The sequence below is a fragment of the Enorma burkinafasonensis genome, from assembly GCF_902150035.1.
In the GTDB taxonomy this organism is placed as follows: Bacteria; Actinomycetota; Coriobacteriia; order Coriobacteriales; family Coriobacteriaceae; genus Enorma; species Enorma burkinafasonensis.
The window spans coordinates 80,635-95,990 of the sequence record NZ_LR597502.1 but is presented as its reverse complement, the minus strand read 5'-3'; the positions used below and the strand labels follow the sequence as shown (position 1 = coordinate 95,990).

At 70.3% G+C, this 15,356-nt stretch carries 15 protein-coding genes; 9 read left to right on the top strand and 6 right to left on the bottom strand.

The features are described 5' to 3' along the window. Positions 1-22: 22 nt before the first annotated feature. The 6 genes from FS885_RS01860 (at position 23) to FS885_RS01835 (ending at position 4,291) form a co-directional block, all read left to right on the top strand. Positions 23-334 carry a PadR family transcriptional regulator gene (locus tag FS885_RS01860; RefSeq protein WP_186365738.1) on the top strand — a complete coding sequence of 104 codons (312 nt, stop codon included), beginning with the start codon at positions 23-25 and terminating at the stop codon, positions 332-334. Then, positions 331-1,023, top strand: coding sequence for a DUF1700 domain-containing protein (locus FS885_RS01855; RefSeq protein ID WP_144743310.1), 693 nt, complete (start codon positions 331-333; stop codon positions 1,021-1,023). The genes FS885_RS01860 and FS885_RS01855 overlap by 4 nt, the downstream gene beginning before the upstream one ends. Positions 1,024-1,033: 10 nt before the next feature. Next, positions 1,034-1,306: a hypothetical protein gene (locus tag FS885_RS01850; RefSeq protein ID WP_144743309.1), complete on the top strand. Its 273-nt coding sequence runs from the start codon at positions 1,034-1,036 to the stop codon at positions 1,304-1,306. Positions 1,307-1,403: 97 nt separating this feature from the next. Next, the gene (locus tag FS885_RS01845; RefSeq protein ID WP_144743308.1) at positions 1,404-1,817 is read left to right on the top strand and encodes a hypothetical protein; all 414 of its coding nucleotides are present in this window, start codon (positions 1,404-1,406) and stop codon (positions 1,815-1,817) included. 124 nt (positions 1,818-1,941) lie between these two features. Beyond that, positions 1,942-2,682, top strand: a complete 741-nt coding sequence (locus FS885_RS01840; protein WP_186365737.1) for an ABC transporter ATP-binding protein — start codon at positions 1,942-1,944, stop codon at positions 2,680-2,682. A gap of 28 nt (positions 2,683-2,710) precedes the next feature. After that, positions 2,711-4,291 carry a hypothetical protein gene (locus tag FS885_RS01835; RefSeq protein WP_186365736.1) on the top strand — a complete coding sequence of 527 codons (1,581 nt, stop codon included), beginning with the start codon at positions 2,711-2,713 and terminating at the stop codon, positions 4,289-4,291. A 190-nt stretch (positions 4,292-4,481) separates the two neighbouring features. On the opposite strand, the gene FS885_RS01830 is transcribed toward FS885_RS01835, so the two are convergent. Beyond that, positions 4,482-4,988: a YaiI/YqxD family protein gene (locus FS885_RS01830; protein ID WP_144743305.1), complete on the bottom strand. Its 507-nt coding sequence runs from the start codon at positions 4,986-4,988 to the stop codon at positions 4,482-4,484. A gap of 166 nt (positions 4,989-5,154) precedes the next feature. Between FS885_RS01830 and FS885_RS01825 the strand changes: the two genes are divergently transcribed. Further along, complete coding sequence (locus FS885_RS01825; RefSeq protein WP_144743304.1) at positions 5,155-6,288, top strand: hypothetical protein; 1,134 nt, start codon at positions 5,155-5,157, stop codon at positions 6,286-6,288. 108 nt (positions 6,289-6,396) lie between these two features. Beyond that, positions 6,397-6,768, top strand: a complete 372-nt coding sequence (locus FS885_RS01820; protein ID WP_144743303.1) for a VOC family protein — start codon at positions 6,397-6,399, stop codon at positions 6,766-6,768. A gap of 366 nt (positions 6,769-7,134) precedes the next feature. On the opposite strand, the gene tyrS is transcribed toward FS885_RS01820, so the two are convergent. Both tyrS and FS885_RS01810 read right to left on the bottom strand, forming a co-directional pair. Continuing rightward, positions 7,135-8,349, bottom strand: a complete 1,215-nt coding sequence (tyrS, locus tag FS885_RS01815) for a tyrosine--tRNA ligase (RefSeq protein WP_186365735.1) — start codon at positions 8,347-8,349, stop codon at positions 7,135-7,137. Positions 8,350-8,499: 150 nt separating this feature from the next. Further along, positions 8,500-10,149, bottom strand: a complete 1,650-nt coding sequence (locus tag FS885_RS01810) for a DUF6056 family protein (protein ID WP_144743302.1) — start codon at positions 10,147-10,149, stop codon at positions 8,500-8,502. Positions 10,150-10,319: 170 nt separating this feature from the next. On the opposite strand from FS885_RS01810, the gene FS885_RS01805 reads away from it, so the two are divergent. Next, a complete protein-coding gene (locus FS885_RS01805; RefSeq protein WP_144743301.1) occupies positions 10,320-12,503 on the top strand; it encodes a PBP1A family penicillin-binding protein in 2,184 nt (727 codons plus the stop codon). A 149-nt stretch (positions 12,504-12,652) separates the two neighbouring features. On the opposite strand, the gene FS885_RS01800 is transcribed toward FS885_RS01805, so the two are convergent. The 3 genes from FS885_RS01800 to truA form a co-directional block, all read right to left on the bottom strand. Next, complete coding sequence (locus tag FS885_RS01800; RefSeq protein WP_144743300.1) at positions 12,653-13,090, bottom strand: arginine repressor; 438 nt, start codon at positions 13,088-13,090, stop codon at positions 12,653-12,655. 174 nt (positions 13,091-13,264) lie between these two features. After that, positions 13,265-14,308, bottom strand: coding sequence for a glycosyltransferase family 2 protein (locus tag FS885_RS01795; RefSeq protein WP_144743299.1), 1,044 nt, complete (start codon positions 14,306-14,308; stop codon positions 13,265-13,267). Between the two features lie 195 nt (positions 14,309-14,503). Continuing rightward, positions 14,504-15,322 carry a tRNA pseudouridine(38-40) synthase TruA gene (gene truA, locus FS885_RS01790; RefSeq protein ID WP_144743298.1) on the bottom strand — a complete coding sequence of 273 codons (819 nt, stop codon included), beginning with the start codon at positions 15,320-15,322 and terminating at the stop codon, positions 14,504-14,506. Positions 15,323-15,356: the final 34 nt, after the last annotated feature.

Sequence of the window (15,356 nt, the reverse complement as noted above, 5' to 3'; positions counted from 1 at the left end):
TAGGACGAAAGGAGGTGTGCGGATGGAAGCCCAGATGAAGCGCGGGTTCCTCGAGGCATGCGTGCTCGCGGCCTTACGCGACGAGGAGTCCTACGGCTACCAGATCGTCAAGGATGTGCCGGCGAGCATGGGGCTCACGGAGTCCACGCTCTACCCGCTCTTGAAGCGCCTGGAGAAGGCCGGATGCATCGCGGCGCGCTCCGCCGAGCACAACGGGCGGTTGCGCAAGTACTACCGCATCACCGATGCCGGCCGGGCACGTATCGACGAGTTTCTCGCCGAGTGGCCGTCCGTGCAGGAGATTTACCGCTACGTGGAGGGAGCGCGATCATGACGAGGGAAGAGTTCCTGAACCGGCTGGGCGAGCTGCTCGCCTGTCTGCCGGCCGAGCAGATCGAGGACACCAAGGCGTTCTACGCGGAGGCCATCGCCGACCGCATGGAGGACGGCATGACCGAAAAGGAGGCGGTAGCGGCCCTGGGCACGCCCGGCGAGGTGGCCGAGGCCACGCTCGACGACCTGCCCGCCGTGCCGCGCGCCATCGCGCGGACGCGCCGGCGCAGCAACGTGCTGCTCTGGGTGCTCGTGATCCTGGGGTCGCCCGTGTGGCTCTCGCTGCTGGTCGCCTTTGCCGCCGTGGCGCTGAGCGTATACGTGTGCATCTGGGCGCTGGCGCTCTGCGTGTGGGTCGTCGCCGCCGCGCTCGGCGCCGTGGGGCTGGCAGTCCTCGCGCTCGTGGCCGCGGGCATCGCCATCGGGAACGTGCCGTACGCGCTCGCCATGCTCGGCTCGGGGCTCGCCCTCATCGGCGGCGCGCTGCTCGTCGGTGCCGCGGCATGGGTCATCTCCAAGCAGATCGCGCGCATCTCGGCGCTCTGGGTGAAAAAGGCCGTCTCGCCCTTCTGGAAGGACCGGAACGGCGATGGTGGCGGACGCCATTACACCTCCCTTATCAGGGAGAGCGGTCCCGCAAGCGAAGCGGATGCAGATCACAGCGGCCATCTTGTCATGGCACATAACTAGGAGGGGAACCATGAGCATCGCAAAGAAGACCTTCCTCGCCGTGGCCGGCGGGCTCGTCGCTGCGGGCATCGTCATCGCGGCCATGGGGTTCATCGCGTCAGGGTTCGACCCGGCCGTGTTCTCGACGCAGATCGACACGCGCGACGACAGCATCGTCCTTGGCGGCGTCGAGGTGGATGACCCGACGGGGCTCCCCCTCATCGAGCAGCTCGCGGAGCTGGGCGAGATCGATACCTCCGGCATCGCCGCGCCCGAGGCGCCGGAGGCTCCCGTCGCGCCGTGACGCGCTCGGCCCCGTACGTACTCGTGCCTGATCGCCCCCGGTTCGATGAGGGTATCATCCGACTGAGGGTCCATACGACCACCGGGGGTGATCGGGTATGAAGGCGTTGCTCGCACGCGCCGGACGGGCGCTTTCCATCGCAGCCATCGTCTATGCGCTCCTTTGGCTGGCATGCATCCTCTGGTTCTGGCTGGGCATGCCGTTTTCCGGCGGCGGGATCTTCGCCTACACGCTTGTCGTGTACTACCTGGTGCTGCCCAGCGCTGCCACGGTCGCCTGCGCGCTGGCGGGCTGGCGCCGGGAGCTCGGGGCGGCTCGCCTCGTCGCGCCGCTCGCCGGAGCCGTGCTCTACGTCGCGGCCCTGCTGCTGACGTTCAGCCTCTCCACCGCCCTCGGCATCGCGAACATCGCGCCCGTCGGCCTCGCTGCCTTCCTCATGGGGCTCGCCCCCGGCGTCATCGGCCTCGTCTGCGGATGGGCGCTGCGGCGGTTCCGGGACAGCCGGCGCTGACCTCGAAATGTTTTGCGCCCGCGCATCGCCGTGCTCGAGGCGTTCGCCGCATCGTGACGAGACGGCACGCCGAGGCGCGCTCGCATGTTCGCGACCGGTTTCCGTCCGGCACCAAGGGGGTATCATGTCGCCAACACGCCGCGGCGCGCTGCGCTGCGGGACGATGGTGAGGGAGGCCGCGATGGGCGTTCTCGAGGTCCGCGACATAGCGTTCGGCTACGGCCGCGCCAACGTGTGGGAGCACGTGTCGTTCTCCCTCGAGCCCGGCGAGGTCGCCCTACTCGTAGGCGCGAACGGCGCCGGCAAGTCCACGCTCCTGCGCTGTCTCGCCGGCTGGGAGCACCTGCGCGCCGGGACGGTCGCGTTCCGGGGCGAGCCGCTCGACGCGCTCTCCCCCGCCGAGCGCAGCCGCATGGCGTTCATCGCCGACGTTCCCGCGTTCTACGACGACCTCACCGCCTACGAGCACGTCGAGCTGCTCGGCCGAGCGAACCTGTGGGACGACGCGCGCTGGGACGAGGCGGACCGGCTGCTCGAGCGTTTCGGCATCGCGCGCTTCTGCGACCAGTACCCGCAGAGCTTCTCCCGAGGCATGCGCGAGAAGCTCGCCTGCGCGCTCGCGCTCGCCCTTGCACCCGACTGCCTGCTGCTCGACGAGCCCACGGGTCCGCTCGACCCCTCCTCGGCCGCCATCCTCGAGGAGGAGCTCTCCGCGGCCGCGTCGCGCGGGTGCGCCATCCTCATGAGCTGTCACCGCGAGCTCGAGGTCCTCGAACCCCGCCGCGTGCTCAAGCTGGGCGACGGCGCCATCGAGGAGCTCGACGGCGCGGCCGTGCGCGACGCCTCCCTCTGGGCCTCGCTGTAGGTGCGCCATGTTCCGGGGACTTGCAACCGTGCTCTGGTTGAAGGGCAGGCACCTACGCGCGGAGCTCAACTTCTGGCTCTGGGCCGCGGGCGCCGACCTCGACGACACCCGCGACGCCATGGAGCGCATCTACCTGCTCTACATCGTGGCGATCGCCGCCGCGGCCGCCGGCGCCTGCTGGCTCTGGCTGCTCGGCCTCGTATGCGGTGCGGCCGAGGTCGAGGGCGCCGAGATGGCGGCGCTCACCGCGGACCTCGCGCGCCTGGCCGCCGGCGCGGCGATCGCGATCCCTGCCTGGATAGGCGCCGTTGAGCTCGTGAGGGCCGCGTGGCGCGCACCCTGGGTGCCCACGGCCCCCGACGCCGCCTGGCTCGCGCAGCTGCCGGTACCGGTCGCGGGCTGGAGCGCCTGCGAGCTCGTCCCCCGCCTGCTCGTGCGCGGTGTCGTCGGCGGTCTTCTCGGCTACCTCGTCGCCGCCTATGCCGCGACGGCCTGCGGCTTGGGGGCCGGCCCCAGCGCGTGCCTGCCCTACGCGCTCGCCATGGGGCTCGGTGTCAGTGCGGTCCACGCGCTCGCCTGGCTTGCGGGCGAGGCGCGCATACGCGCGGGCAGAGAGGGGCGCCGCGTGCCGCTCGCTGTCGCCGGCGCGGCGGCCATCGCGCTCGCGGCCCTGCCCGTCATAGCGTTCCCGCAGCTCGTCGCGGCGGCGGGCATGCTGTTGGAAGGCACGGGCGGAGGTGCTGCCATCGTCCTCGCCACGGGCGCGGCGACAGGCATCTGCATCGCGGCGAGTCTGCTCTTCGCGCGGCGCATCACGCCGGCGCAGCTCACCCGCGTGGCCGCCGCCGACGCCTCGCTCTACGCGGTGCGCCGCATGGCCGTCTACGACCCCAAGCTCTACCGCTCGCTCGTCAGGAGCCAGCGCTCGGCGGCGCGACGCCCCTTCGGCCGCATGCCGCGCGCCCGCGGAAGCGCCGCGGTCCTGGCGCGCGCCGCCATCTCGACGGTCCGCCATTACGAGACGCTGCCCCAGCTGCTGCTCGCCGGGGCGCTCGTCGCGCCGCTAGGCGCCCTGCTGCTCTCGGGCGCGCTCGCAAGCCAGAGCGCGGCGCTCGGCCTGCTCGGCGGCGAGATCGGCGCGCGCGTCATGGGCACCGCGAGCTGGATCATGCTCGCGGTGCAGGGCGCCGACGTGCAGCGCGCGCTCGCCCGCGTGTTCATCGCCGATGCCCGGAACCGCTTCATCCGCGACCACCTGCCCGTGTCGACGCCCGCCCTCTTCGCGTTCGCGACGCTCCCCGCCCTCGCGGTCGCGCTGGTCGCGTCCGGCGCGGTCTCGGCGGCGGTCATGGCGCTCGGGATGCCGGCCATCGACGCCCTTGAGCTCTTCCTTGGTTCCGCCGCGCTCGACCTCGCGCTCGCGCTCTGCGGGGCGGCCTCCGCGGCGGACCCCGCGCGCGGGCGCATCCGCCTCTCCTGCGAGGCCGCCACCGCCATCGTCGCAGTCGCGTGCGTCCTCGTCGCCGCGCTCGCGCCCGCGGCCTGGTATGCCGCCGGCTTCTGGGCCGTGGCCCTCGCGGTGTCGTTCCTCGTCTTCCGCAGCATGTGAGGCGCCGGGGTCGCGCATGCCCCGTGGGAAGCCGCCCGCGCGCGGACCCGCCGACACCGGCTGCCCCTCAGGGTGTACGGATTTCAGTATCTCGATTTCAGTTGATTTCACCGAGATACTGCCAGATGGACAGAATCGGCCCAAAAAGACGGCAAAACCGTCCACCAGACAGTATCTCGATACAACGGCATCACCGCAGCAGCTCGGCGAGGTTGCGGCTGAAGCGCTCGCGGTCCTCAGCGGTAAAGGCCGCCGGACCCCGCGTGCGCCCGCCCGCGCGACGCACCTTCTTCTCCTCGTGGCGGATGAAGAGGTCCATGTCGATCGTCGCCTTCGTGTAGACGCGGCCGCGCACGCCGATGGCCGCCGCGCCGCGGCCGAGCACCATGCTCGCGAGGCCGATGTCCTGTGTGACCACGACGTCCTCGGGCTTCAGGCGCTCGACGATCGCGAAGTCGGCGCTGTCGGCACCCACCGAGACGTCGAGCACCTCGACCCAGAACCCGGCATGGGCGCCGTCGCGCCCGCGGGCATCTGCGGCGTCGCGCGGGTCGTCGCGGCGGATATGCCGCTCGAGGTTCTGCGTGGTGTTGCCGACGATGACGACGGGCACGCGGGCGCGCCGGGCGCAGGCGAGTGCCTCGCGCGTGACCGGGCACGCGTCGGCATCGATATAGAGCGTGCGCGCTTCCGCCATGGTCCCTCCTGTCGTCGCGCCGCGCCGGACGCCCAGCAGTATACGACGGAACGCGGCCCCGTGGACGGCCCGCGCGTCGCTCATCGGAGCGCTCAGGCGCATGCCCGCGCGGTTTGGCATAATGGGAGATGCAAATGTAACCCCCCTCGACACCCGGGAGCGCCCCATGGTCACCGCCGGAGAGCAGAAGCTGATCCAGAGCTACTACACGCGCGCCCGCCTCTCGCGGAGCATGATGGGGGCGATCGGCATCCTGCTCATCGAGTTCATCGTGCTCGTCATGGTGGACGACCTGGTGCTCACCGCGCACCGCCTCTACGTCCCGGGTACCGTCGCCATGCTCGCCCTGGTCGCGGGCGCCCTTATCTACTGCTGCTACGGCATGGTCTCGCTTAGGACCGGTCTGCAGAAGGAGCCCTGGCGGGCACTCGTCGACCGGGCGCGCGGCACCGTCCCCGACCTCGCGGAGCAGCAGATGGGCATCGCCCGCGGGCGCGCGACGGCGGCGATGGGCAGCATGATGCGGGGATCGGCCGACCCCGCCCTCGACAACCTGGGTGACGCCGCGGTGCTCGCCGGCTCCGTCGACAGCATCCGGTGGGCGTCCTCGATGCTCGCCGCCTTCGAGCGGCACATCGCTGCCGTCGCGGGGCGCCTCGGCGTGCCGCTGCCCAACGCGAAGGCCCGCGGGCGCGCGGCCGTGCTGGCCGTGGCTGCCGTGCTCGCGCTCTCGTTCGTCCCGGGCTACGTCGGCCGGATCGCCGGCATCCGCCAGGAGCGCGCGCAGGCCGCAGGCCCCGTCCACGACCTCGAGCGCACGTTCGCGAGTGCCTGCTCCTGGACCACGGCTAACGACCCCGAGGAGAGCTACGACGATGACGGGTACCTGGTGACCGGGCACCTGCTCGACTACGACTCGCCCTTGGACCCCACCGTGACGGCCACCGTCGACCCCGACGGCGTCGTGCGCGACGTGACCTACACCCTCGATATCGACGTCACCCTGCCGCTGGAGGAGAGCCTCGCCCGCGCGGAGGAGGACCTCGCCGCTCTCGCCCCGCTCATCGCCGAGAGCGGCGTCGCCGTGTCGGCAGACGAGCTCGCGTCCTTCGACACCCTGCCCGAGGAGTTCCGCCAGGCCTACCTCGCCGGCTCGCCCTACGAGGAGATCTTCATGAGCGTCCTCGACGAGAGCGACGGCGACCCGTGCGATCTCATCGTCGCGTTCTACACCGACTCCGAGGAGGACTTCGGCGAGTACAGCTCCGCCTACATCCACGTCTCCCTCGAGGCGGAGTAGGCGCCCTCCGGAACCTCTCCCGGACGTACCGCTCGCCGATAGCGGTGCAAGCGCGCGCCGGCACGCGGGCACAATGGCGGCAACGGCGCCCGAGAGCAAGGAGGAGACATGCTCGACCATCTGACCATCCACGCCGCGGACCCCGAGGCCATGGCGGCCTACTACGGGCGTGTGCTCGGCACGCTCGGCTACCGCAAGGGCGTCGAGTACCCCGGCGGCACGCAGTTCGTCGATGACGCGACCGGCGACTCGGTGTGGATCTCGGCCGCGGAGGAGGGTCAGGCGCCGACGCCGAGCCATTTTGCGTGGCGCGCCAAGACGACCGACGAGGTTCAGGCGTTCTACGACGCCGCGCTCGACGGCGGGACCGACAACGGCGCACCCGGCCCGCGCGACTACCATCCCGGCTACTACGCCTGCTTCGTGCACGACCCCGAGGGCAACAACATCGAGGCGGTCCTGCACGACTACGAGGGCTAGCGCCGCACGGCGCGGCGCCCCGGCGGGAAGCTCCCGCGCACGCCGCCGCACCCCGGCAGAACCCCGCAAACGCGACGCGGGCGGCCTCCCCACCGGAAAGTCGCCCGCGCGTCGTGTACTATGGAGCCACCCTACCCCAGGACCAGGCGAAACCGGCCGCCAACCCGGCGACCGGTTCCGTGAGTCCCGTCTACGGGAACGAATCTGCGGGCGCAAAATAGCAAGAAAAGGGTGTTTCCAAGACCGTTTCCTGCTAAATCCTGCCCGCAGATGCCCTTCTCGCGTCCGCAGGTCCCCTCCCGCGTCCGCAGATCCCCTCCTCAACGATCGGACGAGGGGTCCGGGACCGCAAGGACGCGGCGGCGCTTACGCCAGGCGCGCGAACTTGCGCTTGCCCACCTGGAGCACGGCTCCCGCATGCAGCAGCGCCGGGTCCACGTTGTAACTCTTGGGCGCCACGGGCTGCTGGTCGATCTTCACGCCGCCGCCGTCGATGAGGCGGCGCGCCTCGCCCGCGGACGGCGCGAGCCCGGCCTCCTTGAGCACGCCCGCAAGGTACACGAGGCCCTCGGCGTTGGGCGTGAGGTCGACCGCGACCTCGGCGATGTCCTCGGGCAGCTGTGACTCCTTGAACACGCGGTCGAACTCGGCCTGGGCCTCGTCGCCGGCGCCGGCGCCGTGGTAGGTGTCGCACAGGTCGCGGCCGAGCGCGCGCTTGAGCTCGTAGGGGTCGGCCGAGCCGTCGGCGAGCGCGGCCTCGATGGCGTCGACCTCATCGGGCGTCTTGGAGCTCGCGAGGCGGTAGTACTTGCCGATCATCTCGTCCGGGATCGACATGGTCTTGCCGAACATATCGGCCGGCTCGTCGGTGAGGCCGATGTAGTTGCCGTAGCTCTTGGACATCTTGCGCACGCCGTCGGTGCCCTCGAGGAGCGGCATCGTGAGCGCCACCTGCGGCTCCATGCCCATCTTCTCCATGAGCTCGCGGCCGGCGAGCAGGTTGAAGAGCTGGTCGGTGCCGCCCATCTCCACGTCCGCCTTGATCTGGACGGAGTCGAACGCCTGCATCACCGGGTAGAGGAACTCGTGCAGGGCGATGGGCGTCTGCGACTGGTAGCGCTTGGTGAAGTCGTCGCGCTCGAGGATGCGCGCCACGGTGAACTTGCTGCAGAGCTCGAGCATGCCCTTGAGGTCGAGCGAGAGGATCCAGTCGCCGTTATGGACGATGGTGGTCTTCTCGGGGTCGAGGATCTTCATGGCCTGGCTCACGTAGGTGGCCGCGTTGGCCTCGACCTGCTCCTGCGAGAGCTGCGGGCGCGTGGAGTTCTTGCCCGACGGGTCGCCGATCATCGCCGTGCCGTTGCCGATGATGAGCGTCACCTTGTGGCCGAGGTCCTGGAACTGGCGCATCTTGCGCAGCGGCACCGCGTGCCCCAGGTGCAGATCGGGCGAGGTGGGGTCGACGCCGAGCTTGATGTTCAGGGGCACACCGCGCTCGAGCTTCTTCTTGAGGTCCGCCTCGGGCACGATCTGCGCGGCGCCCGAGGTGATGATGCGCATCTGTTCGTCGACTGAAAGCAAGGTTGGTCCTCCTGCTCGTATCTAGCGCCCTCGCCCGGAAGCCGCCGGGCGGTGCTGGATTGGCAACTTTTCCAGTGTAGCCGAGTTTCGCATCCCGACCAAGGCCGGCGCCGCCTTTTCGCGGATTTCAAGGCGCCGCGCGGCGCACCCCTAGCGCAGGTCGGGGTTGTACCCGATCACGGAATCCTTGCCGTACCACTGCGCCAGGCGAAAGTTCATGTAGTTGTCCATGTTGTCGCGGATATCGCCCATGAAGAGCACCTTGGGCCCCGCCGTGTAGTACGCGACCTCGACCGAGCGCTCGGGCGACTCCTCGAGGTAGGCGAGGCGCGCCCGCACCTGCTCGTCGTAGTCTGCCGCCTCGCCCGAGATGAGCGACGCGGCGGCGGAAAGCGAGGTGAGGTCGTCGCGGTGCCGCTCGTCGACGGCGAAGGCCGCGATCGCAACCGCAAGCGCGAGCATGACCGCGCCGAGGTAGGCGGGAAGCGCGCGAGAAGGCGGCAGGCTGCGCGCCCTCGGCCCCGCGACCGCCGCGTCCGCGCACGAGCGCTCCCGCCGCCGGGCGAGCCAGCCCACGAGCCAGCCCGCGCACAAGAAGACCGCCAGCACGAAGAAGTCGTAGCGGATGTTCTGCACGCGGCCGGGACCGACGTTGCCCATCGAGAAGAAGGTCGGCGTGAAGCTCGCCATGAAGAGCGCGAGCGCGACGGCGGCGGGCACGGCGGGCAGGCGGAAGGAGGCGCTCCCTCGGCGCGCGATGCGCCAGAATACGGGGATGGCGAGCAGAAGCGCGACCACGAGCAGGCCGTTCACCCACAGCACGCTGTACTCGACGCCTGCAAGACCGCTCCGCACGATTGTGCCGACGACGCCTGCGCCGTCGCCCGGGAACTGCGTCTCCTGCCGGGCCGCGTTGCCCGGCGCCGCCATGGAGCACGCGAATCCCGCCACGAGGATGACGAGCGCCGGCACGAGCGCGAGCGCCCGGCCGCGCACGCGCCAGATACCCGCGGCCGTCGCCGCGGCGAGCGCGAGCACGCAGACGATGCCCGTCACGAAGTTGCCGCCCGCAACCACGAACGCGACGACGGCGAGCAAAAGCGTGCGCACGGCCGTGCCCGCGCCCGAGAGCTCCCCGCGCCGCGTGCGGCCGCGCAGCAGGCGCACGGAGAGCCCCGCGCCCACGAGCATGAGCGCATGGTAGAAGGTGTAGTAGATCGCCGAGTTGTACCACCAGAACGCCTCGACGGGGCTCGGCACGAGCTGGGTCTGGAGCAGAAGGACGAGGCAGGTGAGCGCGAGCCACGACGCGCGGTCGCCGCCGCGCCCGCCGCGCACCGCGATGCTCACCGCATAGGCGGTCGCGAGCACGAGCGAGGCCATGATGAGGACCGCGCCCAGCCCGTAGAGCGACTCGGAGAACACGCCGGGCTGGAGCGACATGAGAAAGATCGCCGAGTAGGTGCCCTGCCAGGTCCCGAACGTGTCGATCGTCTGCTGCAGCGCGGCGGCGACGGCGCCCGCGAGGCCCTCCCCCGCCTCGAGCGCGAGATGGGCGTCGACGCCGTAGTGCCAGTCGTCCGCGAAGCTGTGGTCGAAGGCCGAGATCGCGACCATGACGCCGAGCGCGACCGCCGTGACGAGGCAGAGCGCGCAGGCGAGGACGGCGATGGGGTCCACGCGGCGGGCATGCGCCGGCGCGCCGTGCGCCCCGCGTCCGGCAGCGGGCCCCGTATGCGCCGGGGCGGCAGCAGCCGCGTGCGCGGCGACGGTAGGGGTATGTTCCAGCTCGGTCTCCATAGGCTCCCATCGCGGACGGCGCGTGCCAGGTATGCAGCAGGTCTGTAATTTACCTCGGACAAGGATACACGACGCCGCGTGAGCATGTGTTGCGGTATTGTGTGAGCATGTATGTTTGACGACCCGCCCCGCCGCGCACCCGCGGCGGCCCATCCACTCAGGAGGTCTTCATGGGCCCACGTCAGCGCAATATGCGTTCGCGCGCGAAGACGCACGCCACATCGATGATCGTCGCCTCGATCTTCGGTTTCCTGCTCCTCACCGGCATCGCGTTCGGTGTGGGCATGATCGGCGTCGTCGAGACCTGGCTGCAGGATCTGCCCGACTATGAGAACGCGGACCTGTACCTCAACAGCGAGCCGACCGTCATCCTCGACGCCGACGGCAACGAGATCGCGAGCTTCTATACCCAGAACCGCTCGACCATCTCGATCGACCAGGTGTCGAAGTACGTCCTCGACGGCACCGTCGCCACGGAGGACGAGCGCTTCTACGACCACAACGGCGTCGACTTCGTGGGCATCATGCGCGCCGTGATGGTGCAGCTCACAGGCGGCTCCGAGGGCGCGTCCACCATCACGCAGCAGCTCGTGCGCAACACGATCCTCTCCGACGAGCAGTTCGACATCACCCTCGAGCGCAAGGTGCGCGAGGCCTACCTCGCCCTCAAGGTCGAGGAGATCTACTCGAAAGAGGAGATCTTGATGATGTACCTGAACACCATCTACTACGGCCACGGCGCCTACGGCATCGAGGCCGCCTCGCAGACCTACTTCTCCAAGAGCGCCGCCGACCTCACGCTCGCCGAGGCCGCGCTGCTCATCGGCCTGCCCAACGCGCCGTCGCAGTACGACCCCACGGTCAACCCCGACCTCGCCGTCCAGCGCCGCAACACGGTCCTCGACCGCATGCTGCGCAACGGCTGCATCTCGCAGGAGGAGCACGACGCCGCGCAGGCCGCGCCGCTCGAGCTCAACGTCACCGAGATGTCCGACACCGGCGTGAACATCAACGCCTACCCCTACTTCGTCGACTACGTGCGCAGCCTGCTCGAGGACGAGTTCGGCTACGACCAGATCTTCTCGGGCGGCCTCACGGTGCACACCACCATCGACCCCGACGTGCAGCAGGCCGCCGAGGCGGCGGTCACCGAGCGGCTCGCCGTCTACGACGAGCCCGACCTCGATGCCGGCATGACGGTCATCGACAACGAGACCGGCGGCATCGTCGCCATGGTGGGCGGCAAGGACTACTACGCCGACTCCAAGCACATCAACCACGCCACGGCGCAGCGCCAGACCGGCTCGGCCTTCAAGGCGTTCACGCTCGCGACCGCCATAGACGAGGGCATGAACCCCAACATCACCATCAACTGCGGCTCGCCCATGACCTTCGACGACGGCTCCTACCCCGTCCAGAACTACGGCAACCACAACTACGGCTACATCTCACTCGCCCGCGCGACCGAGGTCTCCTCGAACACCGGCTACGTGCAGGTCGCCAAGGCCATCGGCGTGCAGAACATCGTCGACATGTGCCACAACCTCGGCATCGAGGACCACATGAACGCCTACTCGTCGCTCACGCTCGGCACGCAGTCGCTCTCGACCCTCCAGATGGCCGAGGCCTACTCCACCTTCGCCACCGGCGGCATCCACCGCGATGCGATCGCGATCACCTCGATCGAGAACCGCGACGGCGAGACCATCTACGAGAGCGAGGACACCTCCGAGCGCGTGCTCGACGCCGACGTCGCCTCGACCGTGACCGAGATCCTCGAGGGCGTCGTCTCCCGCGGCACCGCCACCACGGCGCGCCTCTCGGTGAACCAGCCCTTCGCCGGCAAGACCGGCACGACCGACCTGCCGTCAGACCTCTGGTTCTGCGGCTACACACCGCAGTACTCGGTCGCCGTGTGGTGCGGCCACAGCGGCGGCTCGACCAAGATCACCGTCTGGGGCCGCCAGGCCACCACGGCCGACCTCCCGCTGCCGATCGTGCGCGACTTCCTGAACGCCGCGCTCGAGGGCGTGGAGCACGAGGAGTTCCCCGAGGGCGGCACCCCCACCTACAAGGACGACGACGTGTGGGAGGTCGACGGCGAGCCGCTCCTGAGCATGCAGCCCGAGACGGAGGAACCGGAGACCGAGGAACCGGAGACCGAGGAGGTCCCGACCACCGAGCAGCCCGCGACGGAGCCGAACGCGCCCGTCACCTCGCCCTCGAACCCGAACCCGCCAGCGTCCACGACCGATCCCACGCCGCCCGCATCCACAACCGATCCCAACCCGCCCGTCACCTCCACGACGCCCCCCGGGAACACGGGGGACGGCACCGGCAACGCCACGCAGTGACGTGGCGCGAGACGCAGCTGTGACGACGAAGGCCACCGGCATCGCGCCGGTGGCCTTTTTCCTGGCTATGATGGCCGCGCTCTGGATGCCACTTGGGGCCGCGCCTCGCCGGGGCGCGCGGGCGGCCCGGTCGGGCCCTCCCGCCTCCCCTAGTAGCGCGGGTCGCAGAGCTTGGAGATGATCTGCTCCAGGCGCGCGCCGTCCTCGTCGGTGCTGGTGACGACGAGGATCGTGTCGTTGCCGGCGAGCGACCCCAGGACCTCGGGCAGCTCCGCGGCGTCGATGGCGGCGGCGATGCCGGAGGCCGTGCCGGGCTGGGCCTTCACGATGACCAGGTTGCCGGCGTGCACGACCTCGACCACGAGCTCGGACACCATGCGCTGCAGGTGCAGGTCCTCGGCGAGCACGTAGACGCCCTCGGGGAGCTTGCGCAGGCCCATGTCGGCGATGTCGCGCGAGACGGTCGCCTGCGTGCAGTCGAAACCGAGCGCCTTGAGCTCCTCCACGAGAACGCGCTGCGTGCGGACGTTCTTGTTGCGCACGATCTCCCTGATCGCATCCTGACGACCGTTCCGCTTCTTTGCCATAGCGCACTCCCATCGCGACGTCCGAGCACCTGACGGTACAACCCGATTTTGCATATCTTACTCAAAATAGGGCGCTGCCATGAATATTATCCCGTAATATCCCCGCGTAAACGTTCGTTAACAAACAGATGAGGTGAGCGGGCGGAAATGCGGCGCAAAAGCGCGGGGGCTCCCCTACATAAGGCCGAGCATGCTCAAGGGATGGCGCGCGAGCGGCAGGTGCGAGACGCGGGCGAGCTTGCCGATGTGCGCGCCCAGGCAGCACCCCATGACGTTGCGGCGCGCGACGAGCCGGTACATGAGGCCCACAGGGCCCTTGCCCTTGTCGAGGGCCTGGATCGTGCGCTGGGTGCTCGGCGCCTCGAGGATGTCGCGGACGCGCTCGGTGCGCTCGATCGACGAGATCCCGCGCGCGAGCACGATGCGCTCGATGGCGGCGACGATCTGACGGAGGTGCAGCCGGTGCACGGCGCCGGACAGCGTGCGGTCGTCCTCCATATGCCAGCTGGCGATGAGGCCGAGCAGGCGCTCGTGGTCGCGCTCGCGGCGCGCGAGGCCGGCCCCGCCGGCGAGCTCGGCGCCCTCGGGCACCGCGGTGGCGTGGTAGACCGCCTCGGGCACGACCGCGACGCGCGCGACGTCCTCGAGGTAGGAGGCGAGGTAGGAGACCTGGCTCGCGCAGAGCGCCATGCGCAGTCCCAGCGCGTCGATGCGCGAGCGCAGAAGCGCCTTGCCCTTGAGGAGGCTCAGCATGCCCTCCTCGATGAGCGGGGCCGCGGCGGCGCGGAAGGCCGCGCTCGACGAGGTGGCGGAAAGCGGGACGTCGAGCATCTGCGAGATGCGCTCGCCGTGCCCGACGTAGGTGTCGATCGAGAGGGCCATGATGCCGAGCTCGAGGTCGCCCGCGGCGAGCGCGCGGGTGAGCGCGGCGAGCGCGTGCGGGGCAAGCCAGTCGTCCTGCTCCATGACGAGCACGTAGCGGCCGCGCGCGGCGGCGACGGCGGCATCGAGGGCGGCGTCCCCGTCGGCGTCGTCGCAGGCTATGACATCGAGGGAGATCTCGCGCTCGGCGATGCCGGTGAGGATGCGGAGCGTGCCGTCGCGCGAGGCGCGGTCGGCGACGACGAGCTGGATGTCGGGGCAGTCCTGGGTGAGCACGCTGTCGACCGCGCGGGAGATATGCCGCTCGGCATCGCGGACCGCCATCACGACGGACACGAACGGTTGCTTGGCAGCGCGGCGCGACACGGGACCCGAGCCTCCCCTCACAAGGAACGACCAGCCTGATATCCGTTATGGTAGCACCCGGAAAATGCCCGGGCGCCGGCGCGGCCGGCTGCACGCCATGTCCATTATTCCGCGGGGCACAGACAGGTGTGCGATGAGGAAAAGCGCAGCTCGGCGGGCATGCCGCTAGGGAGCCGGCTTGAGCGCGCCCTCGGGGTAGCGCACGGCGCGGAAGACCAGCCCGTCCGCGGGCGCCGTGGGGCCTGCGGCGGCGCGGTCGCGCGCGGCCAGCGCCTCGGCGACCCACTCGGGCTGCCGGCGGCCCTGTCCCACCTCGGCGAGCGTCCCCACGATGGTGCGAACCATGGAGTGCAGGAAGGCGTTGCCGGTGATGGTGAACTCGAGCAGCTCCTCGTCGAGCTCGCAAGTGCGCGAAAGCCCCACCTCCATGACGTTTCTGCAGGTGGGCTTGCCCGCCGCCGAGGCGACCTTGCAGAAGCTCTTGAAGTCGTGCTCGCCCACGAGGCAGCCCATCGCACGGCGCATCGCCCCGTCGTCGAGCGGGGTGCGCAGCCACCAGACCCTATCGCGCGTGAGGACCGGCCGCTCGGGGCGGTCGGCGATGCGGTAGGCGTAGGTGCGCGCCTCGGCGTCGAAGCGCGCGGAGAAGCCCGGCGCGGCGTGGAAGACCGCGCTCACGGCGATGTCGCGCGGCAGCAGCGCGTCCATGGCGCGCAGCCACCGGCGGGAGGGGATCTCGAGCTCGGCGGCCGTGGCGGCGAGGCTCACGTACTGGCTGAGCGCGTGCACGCCCGCGTCGGTCCTGCCGGCGCAGGTGAGCTCCACGCCCCGGCGCAGGAAGGTCTCGAGCGCGCGCCTGAGCTCACCGGCGACGGTGCGCACGCCGGGCTGGGGCTGCTCGGCGAAGCCGCTGTAGGCGCCGCCCGCGTACGCGACGCGCAGCACCACCGTGCCCGCCGAGAGGTCGACCGCGTCGAGTGCCATGTGAACCACCTGCTCCTTCCGCCCGCGCACGGGG

Coding starts and splice junctions, on each gene's coding strand:
- FS885_RS01860 (WP_186365738.1), top strand. CDS start 23: ATGGAAGCCCAGATGAAGCGCGGGTTCCTCGAGGCATGCGTGCTCGCG.
- FS885_RS01855 (WP_144743310.1), top strand. CDS start 331: ATGACGAGGGAAGAGTTCCTGAACCGGCTGGGCGAGCTGCTCGCCTGT.
- FS885_RS01850 (WP_144743309.1), top strand. CDS start 1,034: ATGAGCATCGCAAAGAAGACCTTCCTCGCCGTGGCCGGCGGGCTCGTC.
- FS885_RS01845 (WP_144743308.1), top strand. CDS start 1,404: ATGAAGGCGTTGCTCGCACGCGCCGGACGGGCGCTTTCCATCGCAGCC.
- FS885_RS01840 (WP_186365737.1), top strand. CDS start 1,942: ATGTCGCCAACACGCCGCGGCGCGCTGCGCTGCGGGACGATGGTGAGG.
- FS885_RS01830 (WP_144743305.1), bottom strand. CDS start 4,988: ATGGCGGAAGCGCGCACGCTCTATATCGATGCCGACGCGTGCCCGGTC.
- FS885_RS01825 (WP_144743304.1), top strand. CDS start 5,155: ATGGTCACCGCCGGAGAGCAGAAGCTGATCCAGAGCTACTACACGCGC.
- FS885_RS01820 (WP_144743303.1), top strand. CDS start 6,397: ATGCTCGACCATCTGACCATCCACGCCGCGGACCCCGAGGCCATGGCG.
- FS885_RS01810 (WP_144743302.1), bottom strand. CDS start 10,149: ATGGAGACCGAGCTGGAACATACCCCTACCGTCGCCGCGCACGCGGCT.
- FS885_RS01805 (WP_144743301.1), top strand. CDS start 10,320: ATGGGCCCACGTCAGCGCAATATGCGTTCGCGCGCGAAGACGCACGCC.
- FS885_RS01800 (WP_144743300.1), bottom strand. CDS start 13,090: ATGGCAAAGAAGCGGAACGGTCGTCAGGATGCGATCAGGGAGATCGTG.
- truA (WP_144743298.1), bottom strand. CDS start 15,322: ATGGCACTCGACGCGGTCGACCTCTCGGCGGGCACGGTGGTGCTGCGC.